Genomic DNA, 16,128 nt, shown 5'->3' with positions numbered 1-16,128 from the left:
ATTTTCTGGTGAATGAGGGTTTGAGCTGTCTGTAACGCTGGTTTTACGCGGTGTAACGACAACTTTACGCTCTGGTCCAGGACTTACTGGGGGTTGTCTGGCTGTAAGGAATCTCTGACAGTTTGTCGCGGACGCTTTGCGGGGGCGGCCAGAAGCTGTTGAGCGATGTACAATGCGCCGCGTTTTACTGTGACCCCCCTTGCGTATCCACGCAAAAGGCCAAGACCCAGGGTTTACCGACCCTGATCACTCCGTCCGACCACGAGCCGGGCGGGTTCGATTTCGTCACAGATAAAAACAAACAGGTGACGCATGACCGTTAGAAAGACGCTGTACTCCTGGTGCCTGCGCTGGGGTTTGAGCGGCGCTGCTTGAGTCGAGATTCAAGACAGCAACGTGCATTCAACATCATCAAACCTTGCGTGAGACCCTTTTCATGAGTGGACCCCATTCCTCTTCAGGCGAGCTGAAACGCGGCCTGAAAAATCGGCATATCCAGTTGATCGCCCTCGGTGGCGCCATCGGCACCGGCCTGTTCCTGGGCTCGGCCGGGGTGCTCAAATCCGCCGGCCCGTCGATGATCCTGGGCTATGCCATCTGCGGCTTTATCGCCTTCATGATCATGCGCCAGCTTGGCGAAATGATCGTCGAAGAGCCGGTCGCCGGCTCCTTCAGCCATTTTGCCCACAAGTACTGGGGCGGTTTCGCCGGCTTCCTGTCGGGCTGGAACTGCTGGATCCTGTACATCCTGGTGGGCATGTCCGAGCTGACCGCGGTCGGCAAATACGTGCACTACTGGTGGCCGGAGATCCCGACCTGGGTCTCGGCGGCGGCGTTCTTCGTGCTGATCAACCTGATCAACCTGGCCAACGTCAAAGTCTTCGGTGAGGCCGAGTTCTGGTTTGCGATTATCAAGGTGGTAGCCATCGTCGGCATGATTGCCCTGGGCAGTTATTTGCTGGTCAGCGGCAGCGGCGGCCCACAAGCCTCGGTGAGCAACCTGTGGGACCACGGCGGTTTCTTCCCCCATGGCGTGGGCGGATTGGTGATGGCCATGGCGATCATCATGTTTTCATTCGGCGGCCTGGAAATGCTCGGCTTTACCGCCGCCGAAGCCGACCAGCCTCGCACCGTGATCCCAAAAGCGATCAACCAGGTGATCTACCGCATCCTGATTTTCTACATCGGCGCACTGGTGGTGCTGTTGTCGCTGACGCCGTGGGACAGCCTGCTGGCGACCCTCAACGCGTCCGGCGATGCCTACAGCGGCAGCCCGTTCGTGCAGGTGTTCTCGATGCTGGGCAGCAACACCGCCGCGCATATCCTCAACTTCGTGGTGCTCACCGCGGCGCTGTCGGTGTACAACAGCGGCACCTACTGCAACAGCCGCATGTTGCTGGGCATGGCTGAGCAGGGCGATGCGCCGAAGGCCTTGGCGAAGATCGACAAGCGCGGCGTGCCGGTGCGTTCGATCCTCGCGTCGGCGGCGATCACCCTGGTGGCCGTGCTGATGAACTACCTGATCCCGCAACACGCGCTGGAACTGCTGATGTCGCTGGTCGTGGCCACGCTGGTGATCAACTGGGCGATGATCAGCTTCTCCCACTTCAAGTTCCGCCAGCACATGAACCGCACCGGCCAGGTGCCGTTGTTCAAGGCGCTGTGGTATCCCTACGGCAACTACGTCTGCCTGGCGTTTGTCGCGTTCATCCTGGTCGTCATGTTGATGATTCCGGGGATTCAAGTGTCGGTGTACGCAATTCCGGTGTGGGTAGCGTTCATGGGGCTGTGCTACTGGATCAAGAACAAGAAGGCGCAAGCGGCTTTGGGCACAAAGAGGACGGCTCTGGAGTAGGACGCTTCCCGTAAACAGAAAACCCGGCGCCGTGCCGGGTTTTTTGTGGGCGCGGGCAGGTTAGACTCGCCCCCTCGTTTTTCATCGATACTTGCCCGGAGGCCCCATGCAGCACACCGATATCGACGGCGGCAGCTTGCAACGCGATGCGCTGGAAGACCTGATCGACCAGCACAGCGGGCCGTTGCGCCTGATTGGCGTCGACTTGAGTGGGGCCGATCTGTCGCGGATGGTGCTGGACCACTGGGTGTTCGAGCGTTGCATCCTGGTGCAGACCTCGTTTCTCGGTTCGCGCCTTGAAGGCACCCAGTGGAACAGTTGCCGCACCGCCCACGCCATATTCGAGGCGGCAAACCTGCTGGAAGCGCAGTTCCACAGCTGCGACCTGAATAACACTCGCTGGCAGCGCAGCAAACTGTCCCAGGCCGGTTTTGCCCACTGCAAGCTGACCGGCGCCAACTTCACCCATTGTGCGTCGCTGGGCTTGAGCTTCAGCGAAACCCGGCTCAACAGTGCATTTTTGTCCGGCCTGTCGTTTGCCCGCACCGTGCTGAACAACCTGGATTTCTCCGACAGCGACTTGTCGGATGCCGACTTTCGCAAGGCCGAACTGATCGATTGCAGCCTCGCCCATGCGCGCATCAACGGCGCCAATTTCGCCGGGGCCGACCTGCGGGGTGCGGATTTGAGCGGTTTTCGCCTCAATGATGCCAAACTGTTCAAAGGCGCCGTGATTTCCAAAGCCCAGGTGTCGATGTTGTTGTCCGAGTTGGGCTTGTCCGTTGCCTAAGGTTTTTCAGTGATGCTGGTTATTTCCAACAATGTGCACCTGCCCGATGCCGAGATCGAGCTGACCGCCATTCGCGCTCAGGGCGCCGGTGGGCAGAACGTCAACAAGGTGTCGAGCGCGGTGCACCTGCGGTTTGATATTCCGGCGTCGTCATTGCCGGACTTCTACAAGGAGCGGCTGCTGGCGCTGCGTGACAGCCGGATCACCAGTGAAGGCGTATTGGTGCTCAAAGCCCAGCAATACCGGACCCAGGAACAGAACCGCGCGGATGCGCTGGAACGTTTGGTGGAGTTGATCCTCAGCGCCACCAAGGTCGAGAAGAAGCGCCGCCCGACCAAACCGACGCTGGGCTCGAAAAAGCGTCGGCTCGAATCCAAGACCAAGCGCGGCAGCATCAAGGCTGGGCGCGGCAAGGTCGACTTCTAGGCGTCGCGCGCCTCGCGGGCCTTGGGTGCTTGCCGGTACAAGTACAGGCTCAGCAGCAGGCCGCCGGCGGCGGCGAGGGCGGCGAACAGGAAGATCGAGGCAAAGCCGAAGCCTGCCGCCACCGCGCCGGCCAGCGGGCCGGTGATGCCCAGCGACAGGTCGATAAACAGCGAATAAGCCCCCACTGCCGAACCACGGCTGGACGCTGGCACCAGGTTGACCGCCTCCACCCCCAACGCCGGAAACACCAGGGAAAAGCCAAACCCGCTCAACGCCGCACCGGCGAGTGCCAGGTGCGCATCCGGCGCCAGCCACAGCAACAGCAGGCCGAGGATTTCCACCGACAGGCAGGCAATCGCCACGCGAAAGCCGCCGATACGGTTGATCAAATTGCCGAACAGCAGGCGTGCACCGATAAAGCTGGCGCCGAACAGGCTCAGGGCCCACACCGCGTTGTCCCAGTGCTGGGTGGTGTAATACAGGGTGATAAATGTAGCGATGGTGCCAAAGCCGATCGAGCCCAGCGCCAGCGCGCTGCCGTGGGGCAATACGCGGCCCAGCACGTTCATGAACGGCAGACGTACACCGGCCACAATCGGCGCCGCGACTTTGTTCCAGGCCAACAGCACGCCCAGCACCGCCAGCAAAATGATACTGACGCCCATGCTCCACAGGCCGAAATGGCTGACCAGCACCACCCCAAGCGGTGCACCGACGGCCAACGCGCCGTAACTGGCGATGCCGTTCCATGAGATGACCTTGGCCGTATTGGCTGCGCCGACCCGGCCAATGCCCCAGCCGATGGCGCCTGAACCTACCAGGCTTTCCGCGCTGCCCAGGACCAGTCGGCCAATCAGCAGGCTGACCAGGCTGACGGCCGGCAGGCTGGAAAACCACGCCGCCAGCAACATGAATACGCCACTCAGGCCACAGCCGACCAGGCCGATCAACACTGCGCGCTTGCTGCCCAGATTATCGATGATCTTGCCGGCATACGGGCGGCTGAGCAGCGTGGCCAGGTATTGCACGCTGATCACCAGGCCGGCGATGACCGCGCCGTAGCCCAGTTCACTGTGGACATAGCCCGGCAACACAGCCAGGGGAATGCCGATATTCAGGTAACCGATAAAGGTGAACAGCACGATGGAAACGACTTGCAGCGTGACCGCCATGGGGCGCTGGGTATCTGGCATGGGAGAGGTCCACTGTCGCAGCAGGTAAAGATAGGCTGCTAATGATACCGGCGCGAGGGCCGGGTGGGGCGGCAAACCAGCAAAAACTTCAGTTTAGGTACAGATCAGGGTTTGGCCGGCGCGAGCATTTGCGTAGTGACCAAGGCGGCCAGGGCGTTTTCCTGGGTGCCGAAGCGCTTGAGCAGCAAGGCTTGTTTGTCGGCGCTGAGGCGGTTCCAGACTTCGATCATCTGCAAGGCAGCGTCGAGTACAGCGGCGTCGGGGGTGTCGTGGAGGGTATCAGTCATGGCGGGTATCTCGGGTGATTCAGGCAGTGTGGAAAGCGCTCAATGGTGCGCTTTCCACACGGTCTGGTACGGCGTCAGTCCTGGCGTTTGCTGTCGACTGGTTGTGCTTCTTTGGTCTCAGGCTGTTTGCTACTGGCCTGCTGCGGTGTTGGCTGCTCAGTTGGGTGCAGGCTTGGGAAGGGGAGATTAGGTATCTCGTGCATCGTCGTCGCTCCTCGCAAGATCTGTTTATCAATCGCAGTGTGATTGCGCGCTCTCAAAAAGCCTTGGCAGGATACAGCACTGAAAATGACAAAAAGAATTTTATGTGGACGGATGTACGAATTTTCATTTTTTAAGCAAGTGACAAGAAGTCACAGGCTAAAAAGGCGTACTAGAACGGCACCTTGCCCAAAATCATGTCGCGGTACATCACAAAATCGCCCAACAAGCTGTAGAACGGGTGTTGAAACGTCGCCGGGCGGTTCTTTTCGAAGAAGAAGTGGCCGATCCAGGCAAAGCTGTAGCCAGCGACTGGCAAGGCCAGCAACAGGCCCAACGACCCTCTGCCAATCGCATAGGCCAGAATACCGATCACCAACGTGGTGCCGATAAAATGCAGGCGCCGGCAGGTGCTGTTGCCGTGCTCGCTCAGGTAGTAAGGGTAGAACTCGGCGAAGCTATTGAATTGTTTGATATTTTCCACGGTAGCCGGCCCTTGGGTGGTGATGCCGCCCAACAGATGTTCGGCGGGGAGCTTATTTGAGTCTAGAGTGATCAGTGGTAACAGCCAGTGACAATAGATGCCACTTTAGTATCCTTGGCTTCCTGGCTGCCGTTTGAGCCTGCTTTTTTCAAGAAGACGCCATGAGCGAACGAACAACTTCTGCAAGCTGGGCGATGGGGATAGTCAAGGCGCTGGAAATGGACGGCCTGGATTGCCGCGTCTTGTTCAAGCAACTGGGCCTGGACTACGCCGCCCTCAGTGATCCCGACGCGCGTTTTCCGCAGGACTCCATGACAAGGTTGTGGCAGCGGGCGGTGGAGTTGTCGGGCAACCCGGCAATCGGCTTGAACATGGGCAAAGTGGTGCGCCCGGCCTCGTTTCATGTGGCCGGTTACGCGCTGATGTCCAGCAACACCCTGGCGGAAGGCTTTATGCGCCTGGTGCGCTACCAGCGCATCATTGCCGAAAGCGCCGACCTGAGTTTCCGCCTTCTACCCGAAGGCTATGCGCTGATTCTGACGGTGCATGGCGACCACCTGCCGCCCACCCGGCAAAGCGCCGAAGCGTCGCTGGCGAGTGCCTTGGCGCTGTGCGGCTGGTTGACCGGGCGCACCCTGCAACCGCGCAAAGTCGTGTTGCAAGGTGATCAACCGGCGGACCTTGCGCCTTACAAACAAGCCTTCCATGCGCCGCTGGAATTCAATGCGCCGTATGACGCGCTGATTTTCGAGCAGGCTGACATGGAGGCGCCGCTGCCCACGGCCAATGAGGCCATGGCGCTGTTGCATGATCGGTTTGCCGGTGAATACCTGGCGCGGTTTTCCGAGAGCCGCGTGACCCACAAGGCCCGCCAGGTGCTGTGCCGCCTGTTGCCCCAGGGCGAGCCCAAGCGCGAAGTGGTCGCCCAGACCTTGCACCTGTCCCAGCGCACCTTGCAGCGGCGTTTGCAGGAGGAGGGCACCAGTTTCCAGACCTTGCTCGACGACACCCGCCGCGAACTCGCCGAGCAGTACCTGGCGCAGCCGAGCATGACGTTGCTGGAAATTGCCTACCTGTTGGGGTTTGCCGACCCGAGCAATTTTTTCCGCGCGTTCCGCCGTTGGTTCGATGCCACGCCTGGCGAATACCGGGCGCGATTGCTCGAAGCGTCAACGGTCAGTGGCGCCAAAACGCCGGAATGCACAGAACAAAGACTGTAATGATCTCCAGCCGGCCCAGCAGCATGCCGAACGACAGGATCCACTTGGCCGCATCCGGCAAGCTGGCGAAGTTGCCGGCCGGGCCGATGGTTTCGCCCAGACCCGGGCCCACGCCCGAGACGGTGCTGGCGGCGCCGGTCAACGCGGTCATCCAGTCCAGCCCGAGCAGCGACAGGGCCAGGGCGATGGCGCAGATGGTGATGGCGAAGAAGAACGAAAAGGTCAGAATCGAGCGCACGATCTCTTCGTCGAGGCGGTGGCCGTTGTATTTCTGCTTGATCACCGCGCGTGGGTGAATCAGCTGGTTCAAGTTGGCCTTGAGCAATATATAGGCGACCTGGAAACGGAAGATCTTGATCCCGCCCGCCGTGGAGCCTGAGCAGCCGCCGACAAAGCCCAGGTAGAAGAACAGCATCAGTGAGAAGTTACCCCAGATGCTGTAGTCCCCAAGTGCAAAGCCGGTGGTGGTCACTACAGAGGTGACGTTTACCGCCACATGACGCAGCGCGTCCAGCCAATGCAAGTTGGTCGTCCACCAGTACCAGGTGCCGAGCACCAGCCAGGTCACCAGCAATAAACCCAGCAAACCTTGCACCTGCTGATCCTTGATCAGCGCCCGGCGATTGCCGCGCAACGTGGCCACATACAAGGTGAACGGCAAGCTGCCGAGGATCATCACCACCACCGCCACCCAGTGCACCGCCGGTTGTTTCCAGTGGGCCAGGGATTCATCCGAGGTGGAAAAACCGCCGGTGGAGATCGCCGACATCGCGTGGTTGATCGCGTCGAACAAGCCCATCCCGGCCCACCAGAACGCCAGGCTGCCGAGGATGGTAATGCCCACGTAGGCCGCCACGATCAGCCGCGCCACCATGTGTGAGCGCGGCATGACCTTTTCCGAACGGTCCGAGGATTCGGTCTGGAACAGGCGCATGCCACCAATGCGCAGCAACGGCAGGATCGCCACCGCCATGCCGATAAAGCCGATACCACCGAGCCAGTGCAGCAGCGAGCGCCACATCAGGATGCCCGGTGACATGCTGTCCAGCCCGCTCAATACCGTGGAGCCGGTGGCGGTGATGCCGGACATGCTTTCGAAGAAAGAGTCGGTGTAGCTGATGTGCTGGGTCAGCAAAAACGGCAGCGCGGCGAACACACACACCACCACCCAACTGCTGACGGTGAGCAAGTACATGTCGCGGGGGCGCAAGTGCACGTGTTCGGGGCGGCCGGGGATCACCAGCGCCAGGCCGGCGAGAAAGGTAATCATGCTGGCCCAAAGGAACGAGGGCAGGTCGCTGGTGCGTTCGAAGATCACCAGCGTGGCCATCGGGACGACCATGGCGATCGCGAGGGTGATCAGGAAGATGCCGATGATGAAACCGATGATGCGTAGGGTCGGCAACGCCATGAAGTGTGCTCGGGATGACAGGTAGAGGCGCCATTCTACCTACGTAAACCGAGGGCTCAAAGGCGACGCGGTAAAATGTGGGAGCGGGCTTGCTCGCGAAAGCAGTGGGTCAGCCAATATATCTGTCGACGGGTACACCGCTTTCGCGAGCAAGCCCGCTCCCACAAGGGTTTTGTGGTGGCTGATGATGCCAGGAAGGGTACAAAAAAGGCGACCCGAAGGTCGCCTCATTCAACGCGGCACGGATCAGAATTCGTGATCAGCGTTGTCCGGGTTCAAGTCGCTGATGCCCAGTTTGCCGGCAGCCGCTTCGATCGAACCGGTCTGCTTGACCAGTGCCGCGATGGCGTCACGCACGATCTGGTTGCCCGCATCGTTGCCCGCAGCGATCAGTTGGTCGTAGTGCTCACCGTTGTTGGCGTGATCAACCATGACCTGGATCTTCGCTTCGGTCGACGCCAGGTCGGCCTTCAGTGCGCTGTCGGCAGCCGGGTCAGCCTTGGCCACCAGCGACGACAAGCTCGCGCCGGTCATCTTCGTGCCGTCGACGCGGGTGTACTCGCCCAGGTAAACGTTACGAATACCCTTGGCATCGTAGAAGTGCGAGTTGTGGGTGTTGTCGCTGAAGCAGTCCTGCTCGTCTTCCGGCGAGTTGGCTTCCAGGGAAACCTTCATGCGCTCACCGGCCAGTTCGCCGAGGGACAGGCTGCCCATGCCGAACAGCATTTTGCGCAAGCCGTCGGTAGCCGGTTCGGCTTCCAGGGTGGCGCGGTAGTTGTCTTCGACGTTGGGTTTCCAGTTGCCGACCATTTCTTCCAGGTCGCTGACCAGCAGTTGGGTCACGGCGCGCAGGTAAGTGCGGCGGCGTTCGTTGTGGCCACCGGTGGCGCCGTCGCCTGTCAGGTAGTCGGAGGCAGGGCGGTTGCCCGCACCTGGGCCGGTGCCGTTGAGGTCTTGGCCCCACAGCAGGAATTCGATGGCGTGGTAGCCGGTGGCGACGTTGGCTTCGGAACCGCCCAGTTCATTGAGGCTAGCGAGTTTTTCCGGGGTGATCTCTTTGACGTCGACCTTGTCTTCGCCGACCTGGATCTCGGTGTTGGCGATGATGTTGGCGGTGGCGCCTGGGTTACCCAGGGCGTGTTCGTAGGATTTGTCGACGTAGTCGATCAGGCCTTCGTCCAGGGGCCAGGCGTTCACTTGGCCTTCCCAGTCGTCGATGATGGTGTTGCCGAAACGGAACACTTCGCTCTGCAGGTACGGTACGCGAGCGGCAACCCAAGCGGTGCGGGCCGCTTTCAGGGTTTGGTCGTTCGGGTTGGCGAGGAAGGTGTCGACTGCGGTTTGCAGGGTTTTCGCCGTCGATTCGGCATCGCTGTACACCGCGAACACCATGTCAGCGTAATGCGCGACCACGGCTTTGGCGGCCGCTTCGTCGACCTGGCCGGCAGGGGTGGCAGCCGCTGGAGCGGTGGTGCTGGCAGCCGGGGTCGGCGCCTGGTTTGCTGCGGCCTTGTCGTCTTTACCTTCGCCGCAACCGGCGAGAGAAATGGCAATGGCCAGCAGACTGGCGGTGGCCAGGGGCATACGAATCATGGCGAACATCCTGCTTCGGTTGTTGATAGGGCGCGCGGGGGAGCGCAAAAAAGCTGCGACATAATGCGAAAGATTTGCATTTTGTGTAAAGGGTTATACGCGGGAAATATTTAGTATCGTTTTGCTATTTCAGAGAATCGCCGCGTTATTGCGCTCGGACTGTTTCAAAAACGCCGCCAGTTCCCGGGCCGGCAGCGGTTTGCTGTAGTGGTAGCCCTGGCCCTCGTGGCAGCCTTCGGAAATGATGTAGGCCTCCTGCTCGGCGGTTTCCACGCCCTCGGCGATCACCTGCATGCCCAGGCTTTTGCCCAGTTGGATGATGGCGCGCACGATGGTTGCATCGTCGTCGTCATCCAGCAGGTCCTGGACGAAGCTCTTGTCGATCTTGATCTTGTCCAGCGGCAGGCTTTTCAGATAGCTCAAGGACGAATAGCCGGTGCCGAAATCATCAATCGCGATCAACGCCCCGGAACGCCGCAGGCTCAGCAAATGCTGGGCGGCGGTGCTGATGTCTTCCATCAGGCCGGTCTCGGTCACTTCCAATTCAAGGCTGCGCGGCGGCAGGCGGTAAATCTGCATCAGGTTGTTGACCACGCGCGGCAACTCGGTGTGGTGCAGTTGCACGGTCGACAGGTTGACCGCCATGCGCAAGGTAGTGAAGCCCAGGTCATGCCATTCGCGCAGTTGCCGGCAGGCCTGGTCCAGCACCCACTCACCAATCGGAATAATCGTGCCGTTCTGTTCCGCCAACGGGATAAACAAGTCGGGCGGCACCAGGCCGTGCTCCGGGTGCTGCCAGCGGATCAGCGCTTCCACACCGACCACGCGGTGGTCGCGATAGCTGATCTGCGGTTGGTAGACCAGGTGAAACTGGTCACGGCTGAGGGCATCGCGCAGGTCTTTTTCCAGTTCGCGGCGCCGACGCATTTCACTGTCGACGCTGGCGATATAGAACTGATAGCGGTTGCGCGAGCGGCTTTTGGCCAGAGTCATGGTCTGTTCGGCTTTTTGCAGCAGCTTCTCGGTGCTGTCGCCGTCTTCCGGGAACAGCGTGATGCCGATGGTGGCGCGCAGGCGAATCTGCTCGTGTTCAAGGGCGAATTCGGCTTCCAGGTCATCAAGAATGCTTTGTGCCAATTCGGCGGCTTCGTAAGGCTGGTCAATGTCGGCCTGCACCAGCGCAAACTGATCGCCGCCCAGCCGGGCGAGGGCGCCGAGGCGGCCGCTGTGGGCGCGCAAACGGTCGGCCAGGGCCAGCAGCAGTTTGTCGCCGGCCTGATAAGTGAACTGTTCGTTGACGCTTTTGAAGTCATCCAGGCCTACACACAACACCGCGACTCGGCGCTGTCGGCGGCCGGCGTCGATGAGGATCTTGTCCAGCTGTTCCTGCAATTTCTGGCGGTTGGGCAGGCCGGTGAGAAAGTCGTACTGGGCCATGCGCAGCAGGCTGGATTCGGCCTCGTGCCGCAAGTGCGTATTGCGTTCGATGGATTCGAGCAACTGGTTGGCGGTGTTGATCCACAGCCCCAACTCGTTGCGTTCGTGGCCTTTGAGCTGGGGGATCTTGTGTTCACTGGGCCGGTCCGGGTTGATCGACGTCAGGTGCTCGATGATCCGCGACAACGGCTTGGTCAGCAGCCAGTGATAGACCAGGTACAACACCAGGCCCATCGCCAGGGCGCGCAGCACGCCGGAAATAAAGATGATCACCGAGCTGACCAGAAAGCCTTTGCCATAGTTGGCCGTGTCGAGGGTGATGCTCAGGTCGCCGTAGTACTCGCTGTACGGGCCTTTGCCGACCAACGATGTGGTGAAGGTGCGTTCCTGACCCAGAATCAGGTCGGTCAACCAGCGCGTCGGGGATTGCTGCAAGTCGCGGCTTTTTTCCGCGAGCATGGTTTCGTTGGGGTGGCCGATGGAGGCCATGCGCACGGCGTCGTCCTGAAACAGGCCTTCGATCACCTGCATACCCATCTCGCGGTCAAGGCTGTAGACAGCCTGGGTCGAGGGGTCGCGAAACATGTCGAGGATGCGTTGGGCATCACCGGCCACAGCCTGGCGTGTCTTGTAGGCATCGAAAACAATCTGCGCCGCGCTCAGCGCCACGCCCACGATCAATGCCGACAGCAGCACAACCCGTAGCAACTTCACCGACAAGCTGTTTTTGAGTTCCAGCTTCAAAGGGGCATTCCTTGTTCCATGCGGGTGGCCTCAATATGCCATGAGTATTGGCAATCTGGGGGTGGCAGTCAAAGGAACATTAGGGCATCGGCAGGTTTGGCAGTGAGCTTGAGGGGCGTAGGGGCAGGCGGATTCGCGTCCGCCTGCCCGAAGTGACTCTGCAGGTGAGGGGCGCCTGGGTTTACGAGATGTTGACGTTGACGCTCTTGCTTCCAGCGTTTGGTTGCGAATAATTCATAGCGTGGTGGTTGCTGTGGGTGTCTGCGTTCGCGATCTGACCCCCGCGCTGGCTTTGAGAATTAGCCAAGTCGCCTACCGTCTTGGCGAGTTGAGTGACAGCGTTCATGGCCTGGCCAGCCAAGGGCGCGAGTGCGCCAACAAGTGGGATTGCTGCTGCTAATGCGGTAATGGACATTGTAATTTCTCCGACAGTTTAGAGAGGCGAATTCCTCACATTGACTGCGTGGCACAATCCACAATCTGAGTTCCAAACCCCCGGCCAATTTTTCATCGCCCATAAAAAAGCCCGGCAATTGCCGGGCTCTTTTTACTGCAAGCGTTGCTTAGGCAGTGAAGGTTTTGCCTTCGAACTGCTCAGCCACGAACTTCCAGTTGACCAGGTTCCAGAACGCTTCCACATACTTTGGACGTACGTTGCGGTAGTCGATGTAGTAAGCGTGTTCCCAGACGTCGCAGGTCAGCAGCGGGGTGTCGCCGCTGGTCAGCGGGTTGCCGGCGCCGATGGTGCTGGCCAGGGCCAGGGAACCGTCAGCTTTTTTCACCAGCCAGCCCCAACCGGAACCGAAGGTGCCGACGGACGTCTTGGTGAACTCTTCCTTGAACTTGTCGAACGAACCGAACGCAGCGTTGATGGCCTCAGCCAGTGCGCCGGTAGGTTGGCCGCCGGCGTTTGGCGCCAGGCAGTTCCAGTAGAAGGTGTGGTTCCAGACCTGAGCGGCGTTGTTGAAGATGCCGCCCGAAGAAGACTTGACGATTTCTTCCAGGGTCTTGCCTTCGAACTCGGTGCCTGGCACCAGGTTGTTCAGGTTCACGACATAGGTGTTGTGGTGCTTGTCGTGGTGGTATTCCAAGGTTTCCTTGGAAATGTGCGGCTGCAGGGCATCGTGTGCGTAGGGCAGCGGCGGCAATTCGAAAGCCATGATGATTCTCCTAATCAGGTCAGTTGCGGTGAGCGCAAGGCCGATCACGGGCGGCCAAACAAGCGCCGGGGAGTTTGTACTCTTTGCGGCGCAGGGGCTGGATCATAGCACCGGGGTTGCGGCATAACCACGCAACAACTGTGTGGGATAGAGGTTCCAGAGCGTTTTGGAATATTCCTCACGCACTGATCAATTGGTAGGCCACGCTGAACATCATCGCCGCCACCAGGAAGTCCAGCAGCCGCCAGGTCGCCGGGCGCGCCAACCAGGGTGCCAACCACGCGGCGCCGAGTGCCAACGTGGCAAACCACAGGAACGAGGCGCTGGCGGCACCGGCCACATAGGCGCCGGGTTCGGTTTGTTGAGCGCCCAATGAGCCAATCAGCAGCACGGTATCCAGATAGACATGCGGATTGAGCAGCGTCACCGCCAGGGCACTGAGCAGCACGGCGCGCAAGGAGCGTACCTTGAGGTTTTCGCCTTGTTCCAGGCTCTGCCTGGAAAACGCCCGGCGCAGCGCCAAGGTGCCGTACCACAACAGGAACGCCGCGCCGCCCCAGCGGGCAATCGCCAGCAGCAGTGGGTTCTGTGCCAGCACCGTGGCCAGGCCGAACACCCCGGCCGCCACCAAAATTGCATCACACACGATGCACAGCGCCGCCACGGGCAAATGGTGTTCACGTCGCAGGCTTTGCGCCAGCACAAAAGCATTCTGGGTGCCGATCGCCATGATCAGGCCCAAGGCCACCAGCAGGCCGTTCACATAGCTTTGCCACATAATTTTTTACTCCGCGTTTGCGGCCAGTTGACGCAATACATCCATGGCCCGCTCGGCATCGTTGCGGCCGACAAACAGGTGGTCGTGGTAGTAGCCGGCGATCACGTTGCAACTGATACCGGCTTTGCCCAGAGCACTGGCGAACGCCGCAGTCAGGCCCACGGCTTCCAGGGCCGAATGCACATTCAAGGTGATCCACGCGGCGACGTAGTCAAAGGCCAGCCCCGCTTGCTCCGCCTGCTGACGCTCTAGAATCAGCGTCAGCCCTTCCTGTTCGCGAAAGCTGCCGATGATGTCGCAACCGTCGGGGATACGATTGTCGGGCAGGGTGCAGAACACATAATCGCCGTCATTCAACTGCGGGCTCATGCTGCGCAGCAGGGTTGCCAGGGCGGTTTCGCCAGCCATGTGAAGTTCCTTAATAGAGAGAGAAGCGATGCTGGTCATTCTTACGGGCTAAGCTGTATAAGAAAAACCAATATTGCTGATCGCCCATTAGAGAAACTGATGTTCGACTATAAATTGCTTTCTGCCCTGGCAGCGGTGGTGGAACAAGCCGGCTTCGAGCGCGGCGCCCAGGTGCTGGGGTTGTCGCAGTCGGCGATCTCCCAGCGCATCAAGTTGCTCGAAGCGCGCATCGGCCAGCCGGTACTGGTGCGGGCCACGCCGCCGACGCCCACTGACATCGGCCGGCGCCTGCTCAACCATGTGCAACAAGTTCGGCTGCTTGAGCGCGACCTGCAAAGCCAGGTGCCGGCGCTGGATGAAGAAGGCATGCCCGAGCGCCTGCGCATCGCGCTGAATGCCGACAGCCTTGCCACCTGGTGGGCCGCGGCCGTCAGCGACTTTTGCGCCGAGCAGCATTTGTTGCTGGACCTGGTGGTAGAGGACCAGACCGTCGGCCTCAAGCGCATGCGCGCCGGTGAAGTGGCGGCCTGTATCTGCGCCAGCGAGCGCCCGGTGGCGGGCGCTCGCAGCCTGCTGCTCGGCGCCATGCGCTACCGGGCGCTGGCCAGCCCGGCCTTTATTGCCCGGCATTTCCCTGGCGGCGTGCGTGCCGATCAACTGGCGCGCACGCCGGCACTGGTGTTTGGCCCGGATGATTTCCTGCAACACCGTTACCTGGCTTCACTCGGCGTGGACGGCGGTTTCGAACACCATTTATGCCCATCCTCCGAAGGCTTTATCCGCTTGACGGAAGCTGGCCTGGGCTGGGGCCTGGTCCCGGAATTACAGGTGCGCGACCAGCTGGAAACCGGCGTATTGGTCGAGTTGTTGCCAGATAAGCCCATCGACGTGCCGCTGTACTGGCATCATTGGCGCAGTGGCGGGCAGCTATTGGGCTTGTTGACCGATCATCTGGCCCAGGCGTGTGGCCAATGGTTGGTGCCGTTGGAATGATGGCGGGCGTCAACGCAACAGCGATGAAAAACGAAAGAACATGGGGTAATACATGAAAATTCTGGTCACCGGCGCAAGCGGCTTCATCGGCGGGCGCTTTGCGCGTTTCGCTCTGGAGCAGGGCCTGGACGTGCGGGTCAACGGGCGGCGTGCCGAAGGTGTGGAACATCTGGTACGGCGCGGCGCCGAGTTTATCCAGGGTGATTTGAATGACGCCGACCTGGTGCGCGACCTGTGCCGTGATGTCGAAGCGGTGGTGCATTGCGCCGGTGCCGTCGGGCTATGGGGCAAGTATCAGGACTTTCATCAGGGCAACGTGCTGGTCACCGAAAACGTTGTCGAAGCCTGCCTCAAGCAGCGCGTCGGGCGCCTGGTGCACCTGTCGTCGCCGTCGATCTACTTCGATGGGCGCGACCACCTCGGGTTGACCGAAGAGCAAGTGCCCAAGCGCTTCAAGCACCCGTACGCGGCGACCAAGTACCTGGCGGAGCAAAAGGTGTTCGGTGCCCAGGAATTCGGCCTGGAAGTGCTGGCCCTGCGCCCGCGTTTCGTCACCGGTGCCGGTGACATGAGCATCTTCCCGCGCCTGTTGAAAATGCAGCGCAAGAACCGCCTGGCGATCGTCGGCGACGGCCTGAACAAGGTCGACTTCACCAGCGTGCACAACCTCAACGAAGCACTGTTGAGCAGTTTGCTCGCGACCGGCTCGGCGTTGGGCAAGGCCTACAACATCAGCAACGGCACGCCGGTGCCGGTGTGGGATGTGGTCAACTACGTGATGCGCCAGATGGACATGCCTCAAGTCACGCGTTATCGCTCTTACGGTTTGTCCTACAGCGTGGCGGCGTTGAACGAAGCATTCTGCGCCATGTGGCCAGGGCGCCCGGAGCCGGCGTTGTCACGCTTGGGCATGCAGGTGATGAACAAAGATTTCACCCTCGACATCAGCCGGGCGAGGCATTATCTGGACTACGAGCCCAAGGTCAGCCTGTGGACTGCGCTCGATGAGTTCTGCAGCTGGTGGCGCGCCCAGGATCCGGGGCGCCAGTAAGCTCACACCCAGCAACACTTCGGGAACCGAATCCGCGGTTCCGGGTCGATCAGTGCGGCGCAGGCGCGGTTTATACTGCGGTCGCTCGGCTTTTTTT

General features: G+C 60.5%; 17 protein-coding genes. 7 read left to right on the top strand and 10 right to left on the bottom strand.

All coding sequences use genetic code 11. The features are described from left to right. Positions 1-436: 436 nt before the first annotated feature. The 3 genes from HX783_RS11820 to arfB all read left to right on the top strand — a co-directional run bounded on the left by HX783_RS11820 (position 437) and on the right by arfB (position 3,071). A complete protein-coding gene (locus HX783_RS11820; RefSeq protein WP_177016994.1) occupies positions 437-1,855 on the top strand; it encodes an amino acid permease in 1,419 nt (472 codons plus the stop codon). 106 nt (positions 1,856-1,961) lie between these two features. Then, a complete protein-coding gene (locus HX783_RS11815) occupies positions 1,962-2,645 on the top strand; it encodes a pentapeptide repeat-containing protein (RefSeq protein ID WP_177016993.1) in 684 nt (227 codons plus the stop codon). A 12-nt stretch (positions 2,646-2,657) separates the two neighbouring features. Beyond that, complete coding sequence (gene arfB / locus HX783_RS11810) at positions 2,658-3,071, top strand: alternative ribosome rescue aminoacyl-tRNA hydrolase ArfB (protein WP_034109044.1); 414 nt, start codon at positions 2,658-2,660, stop codon at positions 3,069-3,071. On the opposite strand, the gene HX783_RS11805 is transcribed toward arfB, so the two are convergent. Both HX783_RS11805 and HX783_RS11800 read right to left on the bottom strand, forming a co-directional pair. Then, the gene (locus HX783_RS11805; RefSeq protein WP_177016992.1) at positions 3,068-4,264 is read right to left on the bottom strand and encodes an MFS transporter; all 1,197 of its coding nucleotides are present in this window, start codon (positions 4,262-4,264) and stop codon (positions 3,068-3,070) included. The genes arfB and HX783_RS11805 overlap by 4 nt on opposite strands. Positions 4,265-4,368: 104 nt before the next feature. Continuing rightward, positions 4,369-4,551 carry a hypothetical protein gene (locus HX783_RS11800; RefSeq protein ID WP_159959394.1) on the bottom strand — a complete coding sequence of 61 codons (183 nt, stop codon included), beginning with the start codon at positions 4,549-4,551 and terminating at the stop codon, positions 4,369-4,371. A 14-nt stretch (positions 4,552-4,565) separates the two neighbouring features. On the opposite strand from HX783_RS11800, the gene HX783_RS11795 reads away from it, so the two are divergent. Next, positions 4,566-4,889 (top strand): hypothetical protein, encoded by a 324-nt coding sequence (locus HX783_RS11795; protein WP_177016991.1) that lies wholly within the window; start codon positions 4,566-4,568, stop codon positions 4,887-4,889. Positions 4,890-4,924: 35 nt separating this feature from the next. Here the strand turns inward: HX783_RS11795 and HX783_RS11790 are convergent, their stop codons facing one another. Beyond that, entirely contained in the window at positions 4,925-5,236 is a 312-nt protein-coding gene (locus HX783_RS11790; RefSeq protein WP_159959392.1) for a DUF962 domain-containing protein, read from the bottom strand. Between the two features lie 161 nt (positions 5,237-5,397). Here HX783_RS11790 and HX783_RS11785 point away from each other — a divergent pair, with 161 nt between their 5' ends. Continuing rightward, on the top strand, positions 5,398-6,456 hold the full coding sequence (locus HX783_RS11785) for an AraC family transcriptional regulator (protein ID WP_159959390.1): 1,059 nt from the start codon (positions 5,398-5,400) through the stop codon (positions 6,454-6,456). On the opposite strand, the gene HX783_RS11780 is transcribed toward HX783_RS11785, so the two are convergent. From HX783_RS11780 to HX783_RS11750, 7 genes are all read right to left on the bottom strand, one after another. After that, complete coding sequence (locus HX783_RS11780) at positions 6,413-7,867, bottom strand: TrkH family potassium uptake protein (protein WP_177016990.1); 1,455 nt, start codon at positions 7,865-7,867, stop codon at positions 6,413-6,415. The two genes, HX783_RS11785 and HX783_RS11780, sit on opposite strands and share 44 nt — an antisense overlap. Before the next feature lie 246 nt (positions 7,868-8,113). After that, a complete protein-coding gene (locus HX783_RS11775; RefSeq protein ID WP_177016989.1) occupies positions 8,114-9,460 on the bottom strand; it encodes an imelysin family protein in 1,347 nt (448 codons plus the stop codon). A 129-nt stretch (positions 9,461-9,589) separates the two neighbouring features. Beyond that, on the bottom strand, positions 9,590-11,641 hold the full coding sequence (locus HX783_RS11770; protein WP_177016988.1) for a bifunctional diguanylate cyclase/phosphodiesterase: 2,052 nt from the start codon (positions 11,639-11,641) through the stop codon (positions 9,590-9,592). Between the two features lie 181 nt (positions 11,642-11,822). Further along, complete coding sequence (locus HX783_RS11765; RefSeq protein ID WP_159959382.1) at positions 11,823-12,056, bottom strand: hypothetical protein; 234 nt, start codon at positions 12,054-12,056, stop codon at positions 11,823-11,825. 148 nt (positions 12,057-12,204) lie between these two features. Beyond that, positions 12,205-12,801: a superoxide dismutase gene (locus HX783_RS11760; protein ID WP_003212997.1), complete on the bottom strand. Its 597-nt coding sequence runs from the start codon at positions 12,799-12,801 to the stop codon at positions 12,205-12,207. A gap of 178 nt (positions 12,802-12,979) precedes the next feature. Beyond that, positions 12,980-13,579: a LysE/ArgO family amino acid transporter gene (locus tag HX783_RS11755; protein ID WP_177016987.1), complete on the bottom strand. Its 600-nt coding sequence runs from the start codon at positions 13,577-13,579 to the stop codon at positions 12,980-12,982. A 6-nt stretch (positions 13,580-13,585) separates the two neighbouring features. Beyond that, complete coding sequence (locus HX783_RS11750) at positions 13,586-13,987, bottom strand: ACT domain-containing protein (protein ID WP_177016986.1); 402 nt, start codon at positions 13,985-13,987, stop codon at positions 13,586-13,588. 99 nt (positions 13,988-14,086) lie between these two features. On the opposite strand from HX783_RS11750, the gene HX783_RS11745 reads away from it, so the two are divergent. Then, a complete protein-coding gene (locus HX783_RS11745) occupies positions 14,087-14,980 on the top strand; it encodes a LysR family transcriptional regulator ArgP (RefSeq protein WP_177016985.1) in 894 nt (297 codons plus the stop codon). Between the two features lie 52 nt (positions 14,981-15,032). Then, positions 15,033-16,031, top strand: a complete 999-nt coding sequence (locus HX783_RS11740; RefSeq protein WP_159959374.1) for an NAD(P)-dependent oxidoreductase — start codon at positions 15,033-15,035, stop codon at positions 16,029-16,031. The last annotated feature ends 97 nt before the right edge of the window (positions 16,032-16,128 follow it).

It is taken from the genome of Pseudomonas sp. D2002, from assembly GCF_013385735.1.
In the GTDB taxonomy this organism is placed as follows: Bacteria; Pseudomonadota; Gammaproteobacteria; order Pseudomonadales; family Pseudomonadaceae; genus Aquipseudomonas.
The sequence above is the reverse complement of the archived record's forward strand: the minus strand, read 5'-3'. Positions and strand labels throughout refer to the sequence as shown.